Genomic DNA, 16,191 nt, shown 5'->3' with positions numbered 1-16,191 from the left:
TCACTGGGGCCGGCTCAGCCTTGCGGCGGCGGAAGAAGTGGCTAGGAAATCGCATCGCGCCCTGGAAGCCTTTAGCCTGGAATCACCGAGTTGTAAGCGCCGGGCCTATGCTCATCCCCACATCATCCTCCAGCTTCCGCGCATGTAAAGGGGACTGCAAAAGGTTGCCCTTCTCCCTACCACCTCTTCGAAGACGCTCCCGATATTCGCGGAGCATCGAAGCTGTTTATGGCCCGTACGGTTCGGGGCCGACAGCGGACTGACCGATTTCAATGAAGGATCGGGGAAAGCCGCCGTTCAGCGACCAACCCCATTCAGGACATCGGGCTTACCGTAAGATCACCCCGAAAGCGAAAACCTCCGCAGCCTCAAGCATACGTCATCGGCGAAGTCTTATCGTCCGATACGAGATGGTCGAGAAGACTGCGGGCCGACGGTTCGTATCAACGCGCCAACGCATAGCCCTGCATGTGGCGCGGCGTTGCTGCGGCGCCCAGCAGATCGCCGTCGCGCGAAACAGCGCAGACGCGGCCCAAAGACCAAGCGCCTTGCACGTTCAGCAGGTGGCCCCGCGCCTGAAGGTCAGCCTGCACATGGGGGGCGAACCTGTCTTCGATAAGCAGGCTGCCCAGCTCGTACTCGCGCGGGTAGAAGGAGCCCGGCCAATGTCGGCTGTGGAACATCGGCGCATCGATGGCGCGTTGGAGTGCATAGCCATGATGCAGGTGCCGAAGCAGCACGGTCAGCGGCCACTGGTCCTGCTGGTCGCCCCCCGGCGTACCGATGGCTAGGCAAGGCCGGCCTTCCCGGGTAATCAATGTCGGCGTTAAAGTTGTCCGCGGGCGCGTTCCCGGTCGCAGGGTCGAGGGCAGATCGTCATCGAGCCAGAACATCTGGGCGCGCGTCGACAATGGGAAACCGAGACCCGGCACCACCGGCGAACTCTGCAACCATCCGCCGCTGGGTGTGGCAGAAACGGCGTTTCCTAAGCGATCCATGATGTCGAGATGAACCGTATCGCCTTCGATTTCCGGTACGGGTGCAAAGGTCACCTCGCCTCCGCCGGGTCCCATTGGAACCTCGCTCCCACCACGGGCGGCGATGGCTGCAAGCCGTCTTGCGGCGTCAGGCAGATGGCTTGCGCGCAGTTCCATGCTCGCTTGCGCACCCACCAGCTTGACGCGCTCATTGGCATAGGCTGTGGACAGAAGCGTTTCCATCGGAATGTCGGATGCTTGCGGGTCGCCGTAAAAGGCTTCGCGATCGGCAAAGGCGAGTTTGGCGCATTCGACCTGCAAGTGCACGAACTCCGCGCCGAGCGGGTCCAGCGCCGGCAGATCGAAGCACTCGAGCATCTTGAGCTGCTGAAGCATCACCGGGCCTTGACCCCACGGGCCCGTCTTGTGCACCTCCAAGCCGCCATAGGTGCACGAGGTGGTTTCCTCGACCGTTGCCGACCATGCGGCAAGGTCGTCGCCTCGTAGCAGGCCGGGGTTGTCACGGCCCGACGTGTCGGGCAGCGAAGCGGTCCGGTAGAAACGGTCGATCGCCTCCGCGACGAACCCTCGGTAGAACGCGTTCCGCGCGGCCTCTATCTGCGCGATGCGGTCGGCGGACGACGCTTTGGCTTCGTCTATGATACGGCGATAGGTTTGCGCGATCCCCGGAGTAGTCATCAGCGCGCCCGGTCGCGGGATGCGGTTTGCGGGCAACCAGACCTCCGCCGAACTGGTCCAGCTTTGCCGGAAGAGATCGGCCACCGGCACGATGGACGAAACCGCACGCTCGATGAGCGGAAAGCCGCGTTCCGCATACCCGATCGCGTAGGAAAGCACGTCTTCCAGGTGCCATGTACCGTAGTCGCGCAGCATGAGCATCCATGCGTCGAAGGCGCCCGGTACGACGCCGGGTAGCAGGCCCGTACCGGGCACCATGGCGAGACCCAGTTCGCGGAACCGATCGACGGTCGCCAGGCCCGGAGCAACCCCTTGCCCGCAGATGACGATGGGAGCGTCTTGTCCGGCTGCCTGCAGAATAATCGGCACTTCACCGCCGGGACCGTTCAGATGCGGCTCGACGATCTGGAGGACGAAACCGCATGCGGCGGCGGCGTCGAAGGCGTTGCCGCCACGTTCCAGGACGGACATGCCGACCCCGGTGCCCAGCCAATGGGTCGTGCTGACGGCACCGAAGGTTCCGGACAGTTCGGGACGTGTGGTGAAGGGAGCCATGATGTTACCGTTGAACGATTTGACGGGCGCCGACGATGCGCTCGGCGACCAGAAGGACAAGGATGATGACGAGAATCTGAAGCGCCGACGCCGCGGCGACCACCAGCTGATTGCCCTGGAACTGCAGGTAGCTGAAGATCTCGATGGGCAAGGTCGTCACGCCGGGCCCGGTCAGGAACAAGGCGGTGTTGAGTTCGCCGAAGGAAACCACGAAGGCGAACAGCCAACCGCTCAGCACACCCGGCCAAACGATGCGCAGGGTGATCAGCATGAAGGTGCGCATCGGGCTCGCGCCGAGGCTGCGCCCGGCTTCCTCCAGCGTCAGGTCGAAGCTCTGCAGCGACGTCAGGACACTGCGGAAGGCGTAGGGCAGACAGACGACGACATGGGCGATGAACAGCCCAGGCAGGATCCCGATGCCAAGCGACTTGAACATGAGAAGAAGCGCCACGCCCAGGATAAGTGCCGGAAACACGAGCGGCGCCATCGTCAAGATCTGCACGATATTCGACGCGGTTCCCCGCGTTCGCGACACGTGGACGGCCGCTAGAAGGCCCAGCACCGTCGATGCGCTTGCCGATACGAGCGCCAGACCGATGCTCAGCACGAAGGCGTTGCGCATTTCGTTGTTCTGCAGGAAGGCGACGAACCAGCGCAGCGACACCCCCGGCGGCGGGAAGGACAGGCTGGCGCCCGAGCTGAATGCGACGACGAGCACGACGAGGATCGGACCCACGATGAGTGCCAATGCGATGCCCGTAATGAGCCGGAGCAGGAATGTCCCCATGGTCAGGCGCCCCTTCCCTGGACGCGCTGCGGACGCACGATCATCTGTATCGCAACAGCGATGACGAGTGCTATGGCAAGCAGGATGAAGGAAAGCGCAGCCGCGCGGGGCCAACGGAATGTCGACACACTCTCGAACACGAAACTGACGAGCAGCTTGTAGCGCGGCCCCCCCAAGAGCGCGATGCTGACATAGGCGCTGAGGGCGAGAAACGTCACCAGCATTAACCCGGAGGCTATGCCTGGACTGCTCAGGGGCAGGGTCACGCGCCAGAATGACCGCCAAGGCCCGGCCCCGAGCGATTGCGCGGCTTCGGAGTAGGTCTTGTCGATGGCGGCGATCGAGTTGGTCAAGGACACGATCATGAACGGCAGGAGAATGGTCAGGAGCCCAAGCGTCACCGCCTCGAAGGAGTAGAGATACTGGGCCGGACGAGCGATAGCCCCGAGACCCTCCAGCGTACTGCTGACGACCCCGCGACGGCCGAGAATGGCAACCCAGCCATAGGCCCGCACCACGTTGCTGACCATCAGCGGCACCATCATGGCCAGCAGCATCAGCATCCTGCCACGGGGCGAGAGGCGCGCCGCGTACAGGGCGACGGGATAGCCGATGACGAAGCAGAGAACCAGGACGGTGCCGGTGGCCAACAGTGTTCGCTGGATGATCATCCAGTAGAACGGGTCCGTCAGAACGACCGTGTAATTCTCGATCGTGGGTCTTGCATCGAAGAGCGCCGTATCGGAATTGCTCATGAAGCTGACATAGAGAAGGTAGGCGAGCGGCACGACGAAGAAGGCGGCCAGCAGCGCTACGGGCGGGGCCGCGACCGCGACCGTGACGAGATAGCGGCCCTTCACGTTGCGGGTCCCGCCAGAACGACTGCCGCACCCTGCTCCCAGGTCAGATAGGCCGTCTCGCCGGGCTGCAGGTCGAGGGCGTCGGCCACGGTGTTCGGCACCGTCGCCGACACCGGCTCTCCCGCGAGGTCGAACAGGAGATGCGTCTGTGCGCCCTTGAACACGCATTGCCGCAACACGGCGCCGGCTCCCGCCGCACCCTCCCTGGCGACCATGATCCGCTCGGGCCGCACCGCAAACCGCACCGTGCCATCGGTGGTTTCCGGCGACGGCGCGAGCAGGACGCGGGATCCCGCAACATCGGCCACGACGCTATCGGCGTCGCGGCCGACGACGCGCGCCGTCACGATGTTGCTCGAGCCAAGAAACCGGGCCACGAACTCATTGCTCGGGTTCTCGTAGATGGCGCGGGGCGGACCCACCTGCTGTACGCGCCCCTCGCTCATGACCGCTACTTGATCGGACATGGTCAGGGCCTCTTCCTGGTCGTGGGTGACGAAGACGGTCGTCATGCCAAGCCTCTGCTGAAGCTGACGGATCTCGATCTGCATCTGGTCGCGCAGCATCTTGTCGAGCGCGCTCAGCGGCTCATCGAGCAGGAGCACGTCGGGCTCGAATACGACGGCGCGCGCCAGCGCCACGCGTTGTTGCTGGCCGCCCGAGAGCTGCCTCGGGTAACGCTCGGCGAAGCGATCCAACGCAACGAGGCTCAACGCCTTGGCGACCCGCTCGCCGATCTCCGCCTTCGGGAGTCGGCGCATCTGCAGCCCGAACGCGACATTCTCGGAAACGGACAGATGGGGAAACAGTGCGAAATTCTGGAAGACCATGCCGAAATTGCGCTTGTGGGCCGGCACGCCTGTCACGTTCCGGTCTCCGATCGTCACGGTTCCCGCGCTGGGCTGCTCGAAGCCGGCTATCAGGCGAAGCGTCGTCGTCTTTCCGCAGCCGCTGGGGCCGAGAAGAGAGAACAACGTGCCTCTTGGAATATCGAGATCGAACGTATGCAAGGCGACCGCAGGGCCGAAATTCTTGCGAACCCCCGCAAATCGAACGTCTTTCGCCTGGCGTTGTGGGGTGGCGCTCATTCGTTCACTCCGATGAAAGCGCGGTCGATCGTTTCGAGCCGTACCGCGACGGAACAGATCCGGAGAGGCAGCTCTGCCAGGACCAGACTTTCGGCCGGTCCGTCGGCCACGGCGCGTTCGCCGTGGCGGCCGGCCGCCTTCAGGGATGCCACCAACGCACGCGCGATGTCGGGCGCAGCTCGCCGCGCGACGAAACATGTGTGGAGCCGAGGCAGCAGGTCAGCCAGTTCCGTACGGCGACGTTCCACTTCCTTTGCAAGAAGCGAGCGAAACACTGGATCCTGATTTGAGCCAATGGTCTCGACCCGGTCGAGAAGCATCGTGACATGGCCTTGCATCGCTTCGATAAGCGCCGCGAGCACTCCCTGTTCGGGCTCCGGTCGCCGAGGCCTAGTGCTCTCACCCGAAATCGGGGACATCGTCTGCAGCAACTCGACGGCGTTCTCGATCAACCGGAAACCGGCGCTATCGTCGCCACCCAAAAACCGTACGGTCTCGTCCATCACCTGCTCGCCTCTGATCGGCAGGAAGCGGCGAACGTAAGTGTCGAGGATCATGCCCTTGCGCACGAACTCGCCCATTTCAGGGTGCGGAGAGAAAGCGAGGACAGCGCCCCTTCCCATCCGCGCGTGAAGCACCGCAGGCGCGCCGTGCATCGCGCGGTCGAAGAAGGCTTGCGACAGGGGGTTCTCTATGAAGGCACCAGTGGCGGCGACAAAGTCCCGAAAGCGCGCCCCGGTCTGCGCCGTACGTGTGGCACATGTGTAGATCGGCCCATGGAAATACGGCAACTCGACCGCCTCCGGAAGTCCGGCTGCAAGTCCCTCATCGAATTCGGAGATACTGACCAGCCCTGCACCGGTCGAGAGATACTCCTGCGTGAAGCGCGGCGTGGCATCCAACGCGCCGAGCCAGCCCGGTCGCCCGGAAGAGAGATAGAACGCCCCGCCGCAGGAGCCGAGTACCCGACCACCCGCCCGTATGAAGGTGGAAACGCGATCATCGACGCCCGTTTTGGCCTCGGCCCTATCAAGTCCCCACGTGGCGAACCCGCCCGGCAGGACCAAAAGGTCGATATGGTCCAGTGCGCCGTCCAGAATGTCGTCCGCATCGATCGCTTCGAAGGTCCGCCCGATGCTGAGTAAAGCGTGGGCGTAGTATCCCCAGTAAGGATACCCGATGGCGACTCCCGCATAGATGGCGACGCGAAAGTCAGGCGCCGTTGCCGCACTAGCGCCGCCGGCAGCCGCCTCCAAGACAAGTCCGTACCGGCGAGCCGCCGGCAAGGCGTCCGCCGATACGGCGAGGACCCCTGCCGGTGCCGTAGCACCCAGTCCGCGGTAGCGCGCGCGATTGGCGAAGGCCAACGGCCGGGCATCGAACGGGCCGGCTTCGGGGATGCGGTATGCTTCGATGGTCATGTCGATATCGCGCCGGCGGCCTAACCGCCGGCTATCACGCGGTTCCACCGATCGACCCAGGCGCCGCGCTGGGCCGACATGAACTCCTGGTCGAGATCGATGATCCGCTCGGACTGCTCGGGCGTAAATTGGATACGCTCCTGCAACTCAACCGGAAGCATATCGATCATCGCGGGGTTGGTGCCGCTGTAGTTGAAGACATCGGCGACCCATAGCTGCTTTTGCGGATCGAGGGTGGAGTTCACGTAAGCTTCCGCCCACTGCTTGTTGCGTGTGTTGCGGGCGATACCCGTGCCGGAGAGATACGAGATCGCTCCCTCTTCGGGAAAAACCCACGCGACGTTGCCGCCCTGCTCGATGACGGTGTTGGTCTGCGATTTGTAAAGCAGGCCGATCGCCGCTTCCTCGTTGACGAGCGCGCTCATGATGGAGTCGGTATCCTTGGCCCAGATCGGATCCAGTTCCACCATTTCGCTCAGTTTCGCGAATCCGGCTTCCTCGTCCTTCAGGTCCGCGCCGGCTGCAAGCGCTCCGATGGGAATGATGTAGGGGCCGATCGAATGGGTGATCTCCGGTAGGACGATCGCGCCTGCATATTCAGGATTCCAGAGATCGGCGAAGCTTTTGGGCGGCGTTTCCACAAGATCCGGGTTGTAGGCGATGCCGAGAGCTGAGTAGATTTGGGCAACCCAACCCTTTCGCCGGAACCGCTCGGGAACCTGAGCAAGGAACGGCAGGTTCTCGGAGCCCGGGTCCAGATCCTCCAGGACGCCTTGGGACTCCGCCAACGGAACGACGCCGTCCGCCAGCTGAACAAGATCGTAGATCTGGTTGTCGAGGCTGATGCGCAACTTGGTGATGCGCTCGACCGGGCTGGAGCCACGATCCTGAACGATGCGGATACCGGTCTCTTCCGCGAAGGGGGCGTCGATGTTCTGAGCCATCCCGTCGCCCCATAGACCACCCCACGTCATCATCGACAGCGTTTCCGGCTTTGCCTGAGCAAAGGCTGGCACTCGACCGAATGCACCGTAGGCGGCGACCGAGCCGGCCATGGTCAAAAACGTTCTTCTTTGCATCGGAGCATCCCCAAAAGTACGAACCATATCAAATTGGTTCATTCGCCTTCGTGTATCCTTGCCTATAGCAGAACGCGCATGACCCATTCCGTCAACCGCATATTGCCGGCAGATGTGGCTATTGCATATGCTAACGTGGCAGCTGCCCACCAAACCTGCAAATTGCCTGTCTAATGGATTGGTTCGGATAGGTTCGCCGCTTTCTTTTGCAACGCATCATATGGGTCCGCCACGTGTCCGCTTTGTCCAACCAGCTGAAACAGGTCGAATCGACGTTGCGCGACGCGCTTTCCACCAGCGACGAGCACTTCGTCGAAGACGGCAAGCTGTTACCCGAGCGCGAGATAGCGGTACGTCTGGGCGTTGGGCGCCGCGTCGTCCGGCAGGTTCTCACGCGGTTGGAGGGAGAGGGTCGGGTCTACCGCAAACAGGGGCATGGCACCTTCGTGCGGGAAATGCCGAACCGCTCGACCAACCATTTATCATTAAGCCAGATCACCAGTCCCAGCGATCTGATCGAGACGCGGCAGCTTATAGAACCGATGCTTGCTGGGCTCGCAGCCGTCCGCGCGACACCGCGAGAGATCGCCGAGATGGAGGTCGTCGTAGAGCGGGCGCATACGGCTGTCGACGCCGAGTCCTACGAGCGTTGGGACAGTCTCTTCCACACGAAGATTGCCGAAAGCGTCCGCAACCGCATGCTGCTTGCGGTCTTCCGCCTCGTCAACTCCGTGCGTTCGGAACAGCAGTGGATCCGAGCGCGCCGAGAGGTGTTCACGCCCGGGGTCAGCGAGGAGATGGTGGAACAGCATCGCGCCATCCTTGCGGCGATCCGCGACGGTTCATCGCGCGCAGCCAGCGCGGCCATGCGGAGCCACATTGAGTGCGCCGCCAAAAGGATCCGCTACAACACCGAATGACAACTCAAGGCTGAAAGCCCACACCGCAGCGTATGCCGAGTAAAGGCTGTCTACGGTAACTGCCATTCAGCCTCCGACCCCTTCCAGACCACTGCGAGCTGCATGAGGTTGGCCGGCAAGCGGACATCGGCACCGCCGCAATGCAGTTATGCTGGATCACGCCGTCTTGGTGCCGATGAGCGCCCTTAAGCGTTCAGCGTCCGCAGGGCTAGCGGGGTTGTATACGATCATGCCAAGTTCGGGCCGCCCCTCGACCGCGAAGGACGAGAACTCCAGCTCGAGCGAACCTGCTTCCGGGTGGTGGATGCGCTTTATGCCCTCGCCGTGTGCGACTACGTTGTTGTCCTGCCACAGCGCCTCGAACTCGGGGCTTGTCCGGCGAAGATCTCCGATGAGCGCCGTTGCTTCAGCACTGCCGCTTGCCCCCGCTCGCGCCACGTCCGCCCGAAACGCGCCTACCACGAAGCGAGCGACGCTTTCCCAATCCTCCTGCTTGGCGCGGATGCGCGAACTGCTGAACATCAGACGCAGGATGTTGCGTCCCTCCCTCGGCAGCTTGGAGTAATCGGTCAGCAAAGCGGCGGCAGCACGGTTCCAACCGACCACGTCCCACATCGCTGTCTTGATGATGGCGGGACTGAACCGCATCGCGTCCAGCACGCGTTGCAGCCGCGGGCTGACGCCATCGACCGGCTGGTAGCTTACCTCCGGCGGGCGGCCCAAGCCTAGCATGTAGATGTGCTCTCGCTCGGATGCGGTGAGCATCAGCCCCTTGGCGATCCTATCGAGCACGTCGGCCGACGGAGCGCCGCCGCGCCCCTGCTCTAGCCAAGTATACCACGTCGGACTGATATTGGCACGCGCGGCGACCTCTTCGCGGCGAAGCCCAGGCGTGCGACGTCTGCCGCCGACAAAGCCAAACGATGCTGGGTCGAGGCGGGTCCGCCGATCGCGCAGGTAAATGCCGAACTCGTTTGTCGACTTTTCAGGCATGACCGGTCCTGTTGAATTCTATACCCCGATAAGATCACTACTTTAACATGCTGAAGTCCGCAGCGACATTCCTCCCCTCAAACAGGAGGTTTTCATGCGCGTCTTCTTGACCGGGGCAACCGGCTTTATCGGTTCCCGTATACTGCCTCAACTGCTCGCCGCCGGCCACCAGGTGATCGGCAACGCTCGATCCGAGGCTGGCGCCCGTCGGTTGGAGCAGGTTGGCGCCGCTGTGCACAGCGGCAACCTTAGCAATCCGGAGGGACTCGCCAAAGGCGCCGAGACTGCTGATGCCGTGATCCACACGGCGTTCGATCACGATTTCTCGCGGTACGCCGAGAATTGCGAGAAGGATCGGCGTGTCATCGAGGCGATCGGCGACGTGCTCGTTGGGTCGGATCGACCCCTACTCATTACCTCGGCCATCGGCATGGGGAGCCCTAGAGCCGGGGAGTTCGCGCGTGAGGACGTGCTTGACCGCAACCACCTCATGCCCCGCATCGCTAGCGAGCTCGCGGGTTTGACGGTCGGGGAGCGCGGCGTCTCCGTGGGGGTCGTTCGATTGTCGCAGGTCCACGATCCAGTAAAGCAGGGGTTGGTCTCGCCCTTGATAGCGCTTTCTCGGCAAACGGGCGTCTCGGCTTATGTCGGGGACGGTAGCAACCGTTGGTGCGCCGCCGCCGTCGAGGACGTCGCCCGCCTGTACGTGCTTGCGCTGGAGCGACATGAACCCGGCGCCCGCTGGCACGCAGTGACCGAGGAGGCCCTTTCCTTCCGCTCTATTGCGGAGGCGATCGGCGATGGGCTGGACGTGCCGGTCACTTCATTGACGGAAAGCGAGGCGAAGAAGCATTTCGGGTGGATGGCGGGCTTTGCCGCCTTCGACATGCCTGGCTCGGGTGCTATCACCCGCGAACGGCTCGGTTGGGTGCCCGAAGGTCCGACACTCTCAGAGAACCTCGCGAGGATGGACTACTCCGCTATTCCTGCCTAAAGGCAAAACCGCACCATTTCTCTGAGCTGCCGCTCCATCTGGTCATGTTCTCACGGTAGCCTCAGCTTAGGTGCGTGACGGACTGCTCGAACAGCTTCAGCGCCAAGTACCGGGTTAACGGACTTCTGGCTGACCACGGCACATGCGCATTAGATCGCTACCGGATCAAAACTGCCTAACCGCATTCTACCTCCATTGAAGGCATACGCTTGTCTGATTTTGGGGCCGTTTGCGGACAGTCCGCTTCTGGGCTTACGATAGGCGAAGGCTGCCGTTCAGCTTCGGGGCGCATTGCCGACGTCCGTAGTGTCGTGCGCGAGCGTCCGCTTGTGGGTAAAAGCAAGTTCTGCCTCAACGTCTAAGCTGGGGGCGCAAAGTGGCCGTCGCACCTTGGAAAGCCAGCTGTCGGCTTCCCACCCCGTCGAGGCAGTTGGCTCTGGTGAAGTGGACGCACGGAAGCTGCCCTTCCGCTTGCGAGCTTTGGCAACGCCTTGTTAAACGATGTTGCCTCCGAGAGAGGCGTTGCCTAATACCCCTCGATGAACTCGTTCGATCAGTCGCTTTTCCTCGCCCTAAACGCATCGACAGAGCATTTTGGGTTCCTCGCCTGGGCAGCCTTCCTAGCCGCCAAGCTGGTGATCTACCTCGTCCCGGTGCACCTTATCCTGCTCTGGGTGCTCGGCGGCAGCGCGGCCCGAAGAGCAGCGCTCACGCTGTTTGCGTCACTCATCCTGGCCTTGGTTGCGAGCTACCTTCTCGGTGCGCTTTTTCCCGCGCAACGCCCCTTCCAGATTCCTCTCGGCCATCAGCTGCTCGACCATCGCGGCAGCCCTTCCTTCCCAAGTAACCACGGGCTCATCATGTTCACCTATGCGATGACGCTGGTACTTATTGGCTGGGGGCGGCTCGCCGCGACCATTGCCATTGCGGGGATCGCGGTGGCCTGGTCACGCATCTACCTAGGCGTCCATTTTCCCTTCGACATGGTGGGTGCGCTCATTCTGTCGCTCCCGTCCTCCTGGCTTGCTGTCCAGCTCGACATGGCCTTTGGTAAAGCATGGACCAGGCTTCTGGAACACGCCTATCTCTCCGTGGCCGGGGTGCCGGACGCTTGGATCAAGCGGTGGACGGGAACCGCCCGTACACCGCATGGGCCGACACGCGGCCGATGACCCATCCAGCCTATGGCGCGCCGGATCGTGGCACCGATGGCGACGCCGCGCTCCCCGCCGACCGGCCGGAGCGTCGAAACCCGTCACCGGCCGTACGGCGTCTGCGCTCTCTGTATCACGGACGCAGCAAGAGCGCCCTGCGCTACCAGCGCGCGGTCCTTCTCATCGATTTCGTGATCATCGCCTTCTTCGTGGCCACGCCGGTCCTGCGCGACCAGGCCATCTTCCTGTGGGTGGATTATGCCATCGCCCTCGTCGTCGCGGCGGAGCTGACGGCGCGCGGGCTCGCATCGCTCGATCGTCGGCGCTGGTTGCGCGAACCGGCGGTCCTCGTCGACATCGTGGTCCTGATCACGCTCATGTTCCCGTACACATTCGCCAACTGGGGCTTCCTGCGGATCGTCCGGCTCTGGACCCTGTCGCGGAACGACGTGTTCTGGCGTGCCTTCCTGGGCGGTTCGCTGCGCCGGTGGGAGGAAACGGTCCGCGCGTCGCTCAACCTCGTCACCTTCCTGTTCGTGTCGACCGGCTTCGTCTACACCTTCTTCTTTCGTGACGGATCAGGCCTGGAAGGCTACGTCGATGCCTTCTACTTCACGGTCGCAACGGTGACGACGACGGGGTTCGGCGACATCACGCTGCCGGGTACGATGGGAAAGCTCACCTCGATCGTCATGATGATCTGCGGCATTTCCCTGTTCGTCCGCCTCGGGCAATCCCTCTTCCGGCCGGCCAAGGTCGTCTATCCCTGCCCGCAATGTGCCCTGCAGAAGCACGACCTAGACGCGGTCCACTGCAAGGCCTGCGGTCATATCCTGAAGATCCCCAATCCCGGGCGATGACAGGCTCCTTGCCAAGCGAGCCGCGGTAGAGCTGTGCAGGAGCGCCGCCAACTGAAAATGCTCGCACCCCCGCTGGGTCGAGCGTCAACTCCAATCATAATCGAACGAAAGCCGCAGGATGATTAGAGCTCTTTACGACTGGACCCTTCGCCTCGCCGCCAAACCACGGGCGAATTACGCGCTGGGCGCCGTCTCCTTCGCGGACAGTTCATTCTTTCCGGTTCCACCGGATATCTTGCTGATACCCATGGTGATCGCGAATCGCCGGCGGGCTTGGCGGCTCGCCTTGATCTGCACGCTCACCTCGGTCCTCGGCGCCATTGCAGGATATGTCATCGGCGCCGCGCTTTTCGAGCAGGTCGCACGGCCCATACTTGCACTCTACGGCTACTCCGAACGCTTCGCCGAGTTCGCTATCACCTATAACGAGTATGGCGCCTGGATCGTGCTGATCGCCGGCCTGACACCGTTCCCCTTCAAGGTGGTGACGATTGCCAGCGGCGCGACGGGCCTGGATTTCGTCAGCTTCGTCCTGTTGTGCACGCTGGCACGCGGAACGCGCTTCTATCTGGTCGCAGGACTACTCTACGCCTTCGGCCCACCGATCCGGGATTTCATCGAACGCAGGCTCGGCCTCGTCTTCGTGGTCCTTCTGGTGCTGCTCATCGGTGGCTTCGCGGCCGTTCGTTACTTTGCCTGACATGGCAGGCGTGGCGCGGCGAACCGCAACTTAAGATCCGGTCACAAGAGCGTGAGTTCGAGCGCAGCATCGTTGCCATGATCCGCTTTCTGAAAGAGACCTGAACAAAGGAGAGATTCGCCACCTGCGCAAAAATGCTCGGGCAATCTCTTGCTGCAGGGGAGGGTTTGCGTGAGCGCGACATTACTGATCGTGATCGGGCTGGTGTGCTTTGCTATCGGCTATTTCGTTTACTCGAAGTTCGTCGCGGAAAAGATTTACGCGCTCGACCCGAACTACGTTACGCCCGCCCATTCCATGAAGGACGGCGTCGATTACGTACCGACCAATCGCTTCGTTCTATGGGGCCATCACTTCACATCAGTCGCCGGTGCGGCGCCGATCGTGGGTCCCGCCATTGCGGTCATCTGGGGCTGGGCTCCGGCCTTCGCCTGGGTCGTGCTCGGCACGATCTTCTTTGCCGGCGTGCACGATTTCGGCGCCTTGTGGGCCAGCGTGCGCAACAAGGGCCAGTCCATCGGTTCGCTGACGGCGAACGTTCTCGGCCCGCGGGCACGCAACGTGTTCATGCTGGTCATCTTCCTGCTGCTGCTCATGGTGAACGCGGTCTTCGCCGTCGTCATCGCCGGCCTGCTCGTCCGCTTCCCCACATCCGTCATTCCGATCTGGGGCGCCATCGTCGTGGCCCTCGCCATCGGCCAGCTGATCTACCGCCACCATGTGGGACTGCTCTGGCCTTCGGTGATCGGTGTCGTCGTCCTCTACGCGATGATCTGGCTGGGCCAGGCCGTACCCATTACCCTGCCGGACAGCGTCTTCGGCATGAACCCGACGACGCAGTGGATCCTGCTGCTCTTTATCTATGCCGGGATCGCGTCGCTCCTGCCGGTCTGGGTCCTCCTGCAGCCGCGGGACTACATCAACGGCCTGCAGCTGTTCGTTGGCCTGATCCTCTTGTACGGGGCCACGGTCCTTGCCGGCCCGAGCATCGTGGTTCCTGCCTTCAACACCGACGTTCCTCCCGGAACCCCGAGCTTCATCCCCCTTCTGTTCGTGACGATCGCCTGCGGCGCCGTCTCTGGCTTCCACGGCCTCGTCTCGTCCGGAACCTCATCCAAGCAGCTCAACAAGGAGACCGATGCCCGGTTCGTCGGCTACTTCGGCGCCGTCGGCGAAGGCATGCTCGCCTTGGCGGCGATCGTCTGCGCCACGGCGGGCTTCGCCTCGCTCGAAGCCTGGAAGGGGGTCTACACGCAGTTCTCGGCCGGCGGGGTCAACGCCTTCGTTGAAGGCGGTGCCAACATCCTGTCCAATGGCATCGGGCTCGACGTCGGCATTTCAGCCACGATCCTGACCGTGATGGCGGCGCTCTTCGCCGGGACGACCATGGATACGGGCCTGCGCCTGCAGCGTTACGTCGTCCAGGAAGTGGGAGAGATCACCGGTGCCGCGCCGCTGAAGAGCGGAATGGGCGCGACCTTCATCGCGCTCGCCTGCTGCCTAGCGCTTGCCTTCGGCGCGGGTTCGGGTGGTACGGGCGGAATGCTCATCTGGCCCCTATTCGGAACCACCAATCAGCTCCTGGCCGGACTGACCCTGTCCATCATCGCCGTGATGCTGATGCGGCTGCGCCGCCCCGTCATCTACGTCCTCATTCCGCTCGTCTTCCTACTGACGATGTCGATCTTCGCCCTGTTCATCCAGCTCGGCACCTTCGTGAGCAGCGGGCAGTGGCTCCTCGTCACGCTGAACCTTGCCGTGCTGGCTGCCGCGATGTTCGTCACCTTCGAGGCCGTCATGGCGATGAAGCGGGAGCGGGAGGCCCAGGCGACGCAGGCGGCGGAATGACCCGGGACCTCTTCTCCGCCATATCCGACGGGCTGCGCGAGTTCTATGTGGCCCCGTACCGTCGGACATTCGCCCGCGCGGCGCGGGAGGAAGAAGACCTGTTCATGATGCTGGCCATGAGCGAGGCGCTCGGCGTGCCGAACCCGGCGACCTACTATACGCTGGAACTTCTGCCCGAGATGCTGGACCGGTACCACGACTGGCACCGCCGCATGGGCCTACCCCACTCGCCCCTCGACGGGTTGCGATGCTGCTGACACGGCTGTCGGGCCGCAGGCTGCTCTTCTTCGGCGGCAAGGGCGGCGTCGGAAAGACGACGCTCGCATCGGCCGTCGCAGCAGGCTTGGCCGACAGCGGCAAGCGGGTGCTCCTGGCATCGACCGACCCTGCGCATAATCTCGGCCATATATGGGGGCGCGAGGTCGGCCCCCTGCCGGTTCGGCTGGCGGCGGGGCTGGACGCGCTGGAGATTGATCCGTCGCAAACGGTCGATGCCCATCTTTCGGCCGTAGCCGACACGTTGCGGCCTATGCTGCCCGAACGCCTGCGCGCCCCGTTGCAGCATCATCTCACCCTGGCGCGCGATGCCCCCGGCATGGCGGAAGCCGCCCTTCTGGAGAAGATGGCCGATATCGTCAGCGCCGGCCTGTCCTCCCATGACGTCGTCATCTTCGATACGGCACCGTCCGGCCATACGTCGCGGCTCCTCGAGCTGCCCGAGCAGATGGCGGCCTGGACCGAGGGCATGATGGGACGCCGCGACAGGGCCGACCGGTTCAAGGCGGCGCTCGGCCAGTTTCGGGCTTATAGTCCCGACACGGCGAGCGAGGCGCGCGAGCATACAATCCGTCACGTCCTTTCGAAGCGCCGCGACAAGTTCAACACCATGCGCGCCGCCTTGACGGATGAAGGGCTGACGGCCTTTCTCATCGTGCTGGCAGCGGAACGGCTGCCTGTGCTTGAAAGCCTGGAACTCGACACCCGGCTTCGGCGCGCGGGCATACCGGTGGCGGGCTTTATCCTGAACCGCCTGGCGCCGGCCGATGCCGGCGCGTTCCAGGACGCGCGTCGCGCCGGCGAGCGCCCCTACGTCGCGCAGATGCAGGATGCCGTGGGCCCGCGCCTTCTGGCCCGCCTTCCTATGCTCGCATCCGAAATCGTGGGGCCGGACGCGCTGCTGCAATTCTTTCGTTCCGAAATTGCTGTACCATCCTGAGCCGCTAGACTCCGGTGGTGACCGCATCTATGCCCCGGTC

Annotated in this window: 15 protein-coding genes; 8 read left to right on the top strand and 7 right to left on the bottom strand. The window is 63.3% G+C overall.

Features of this window, described 5'->3' with window-relative positions:
- Positions 1-443 precede the first annotated feature (443 nt).
- The 6 genes from IGS74_RS11000 to IGS74_RS10975 all read right to left on the bottom strand — a co-directional run bounded on the left by IGS74_RS11000 (position 444) and on the right by IGS74_RS10975 (position 7,553).
- Positions 444-2,231 carry a gamma-glutamyltransferase gene (locus tag IGS74_RS11000; protein ID WP_192386162.1) on the bottom strand — a complete coding sequence of 596 codons (1,788 nt, stop codon included), beginning with the start codon at positions 2,229-2,231 and terminating at the stop codon, positions 444-446.
- Positions 2,232-2,235: 4 nt separating this feature from the next.
- Complete coding sequence (locus tag IGS74_RS10995; protein WP_192386161.1) at positions 2,236-3,018, bottom strand: ABC transporter permease; 783 nt, start codon at positions 3,016-3,018, stop codon at positions 2,236-2,238.
- A 2-nt stretch (positions 3,019-3,020) separates the two neighbouring features.
- Positions 3,021-3,878 carry an ABC transporter permease gene (locus IGS74_RS10990; protein ID WP_192386160.1) on the bottom strand — a complete coding sequence of 286 codons (858 nt, stop codon included), beginning with the start codon at positions 3,876-3,878 and terminating at the stop codon, positions 3,021-3,023.
- Positions 3,875-4,966 carry an ABC transporter ATP-binding protein gene (locus tag IGS74_RS10985; RefSeq protein WP_192386159.1) on the bottom strand — a complete coding sequence of 364 codons (1,092 nt, stop codon included), beginning with the start codon at positions 4,964-4,966 and terminating at the stop codon, positions 3,875-3,877. The genes IGS74_RS10990 and IGS74_RS10985 overlap by 4 nt, the downstream gene beginning before the upstream one ends.
- Positions 4,963-6,222: a hypothetical protein gene (locus IGS74_RS10980; protein WP_192386158.1), complete on the bottom strand. Its 1,260-nt coding sequence runs from the start codon at positions 6,220-6,222 to the stop codon at positions 4,963-4,965. Before IGS74_RS10980 ends, IGS74_RS10985 begins: the two co-directional genes overlap by 4 nt.
- Positions 6,223-6,407: 185 nt before the next feature.
- Complete coding sequence (locus tag IGS74_RS10975) at positions 6,408-7,553, bottom strand: extracellular solute-binding protein (protein ID WP_192386157.1); 1,146 nt, start codon at positions 7,551-7,553, stop codon at positions 6,408-6,410.
- A 155-nt stretch (positions 7,554-7,708) separates the two neighbouring features.
- On the opposite strand from IGS74_RS10975, the gene IGS74_RS10970 reads away from it, so the two are divergent.
- Complete coding sequence (locus tag IGS74_RS10970; protein ID WP_192386156.1) at positions 7,709-8,386, top strand: FCD domain-containing protein; 678 nt, start codon at positions 7,709-7,711, stop codon at positions 8,384-8,386.
- Between the two features lie 156 nt (positions 8,387-8,542).
- On the opposite strand, the gene IGS74_RS10965 is transcribed toward IGS74_RS10970, so the two are convergent.
- Positions 8,543-9,379: a helix-turn-helix transcriptional regulator gene (locus IGS74_RS10965; protein WP_192386155.1), complete on the bottom strand. Its 837-nt coding sequence runs from the start codon at positions 9,377-9,379 to the stop codon at positions 8,543-8,545.
- Between the two features lie 94 nt (positions 9,380-9,473).
- Between IGS74_RS10965 and IGS74_RS10960 the strand changes: the two genes are divergently transcribed.
- The 7 genes from IGS74_RS10960 (at position 9,474) to IGS74_RS10930 (ending at position 16,151) form a co-directional block, all read left to right on the top strand.
- Complete coding sequence (locus IGS74_RS10960; RefSeq protein WP_192386154.1) at positions 9,474-10,373, top strand: SDR family oxidoreductase; 900 nt, start codon at positions 9,474-9,476, stop codon at positions 10,371-10,373.
- 539 nt (positions 10,374-10,912) lie between these two features.
- On the top strand, positions 10,913-11,545 hold the full coding sequence (locus IGS74_RS10955; RefSeq protein WP_192386153.1) for an undecaprenyl-diphosphatase: 633 nt from the start codon (positions 10,913-10,915) through the stop codon (positions 11,543-11,545).
- Complete coding sequence (locus IGS74_RS10950) at positions 11,542-12,387, top strand: potassium channel family protein (RefSeq protein ID WP_192386152.1); 846 nt, start codon at positions 11,542-11,544, stop codon at positions 12,385-12,387. Before IGS74_RS10955 ends, IGS74_RS10950 begins: the two co-directional genes overlap by 4 nt.
- Before the next feature lie 118 nt (positions 12,388-12,505).
- Positions 12,506-13,087 carry a YqaA family protein gene (locus IGS74_RS10945; RefSeq protein WP_192386151.1) on the top strand — a complete coding sequence of 194 codons (582 nt, stop codon included), beginning with the start codon at positions 12,506-12,508 and terminating at the stop codon, positions 13,085-13,087.
- Positions 13,088-13,258: 171 nt separating this feature from the next.
- A complete protein-coding gene (locus IGS74_RS10940) occupies positions 13,259-14,935 on the top strand; it encodes a carbon starvation protein A (RefSeq protein ID WP_192386150.1) in 1,677 nt (558 codons plus the stop codon).
- Positions 14,932-15,192, top strand: a complete 261-nt coding sequence (locus IGS74_RS10935; protein ID WP_192386149.1) for a cory-CC-star protein — start codon at positions 14,932-14,934, stop codon at positions 15,190-15,192. The genes IGS74_RS10940 and IGS74_RS10935 overlap by 4 nt, the downstream gene beginning before the upstream one ends.
- Positions 15,183-16,151 carry an ArsA family ATPase gene (locus IGS74_RS10930; protein ID WP_192386148.1) on the top strand — a complete coding sequence of 323 codons (969 nt, stop codon included), beginning with the start codon at positions 15,183-15,185 and terminating at the stop codon, positions 16,149-16,151. Before IGS74_RS10935 ends, IGS74_RS10930 begins: the two co-directional genes overlap by 10 nt.
- Positions 16,152-16,191: the final 40 nt, after the last annotated feature.

Origin of the sequence: Aureimonas sp. OT7 (assembly GCF_014844055.1) — a bacterium.
Lineage (GTDB): Bacteria > Pseudomonadota > Alphaproteobacteria > Rhizobiales > Rhizobiaceae > Aureimonas > Aureimonas altamirensis_A.
This window is presented reverse-complemented; position numbering and strand designations above follow the sequence as displayed.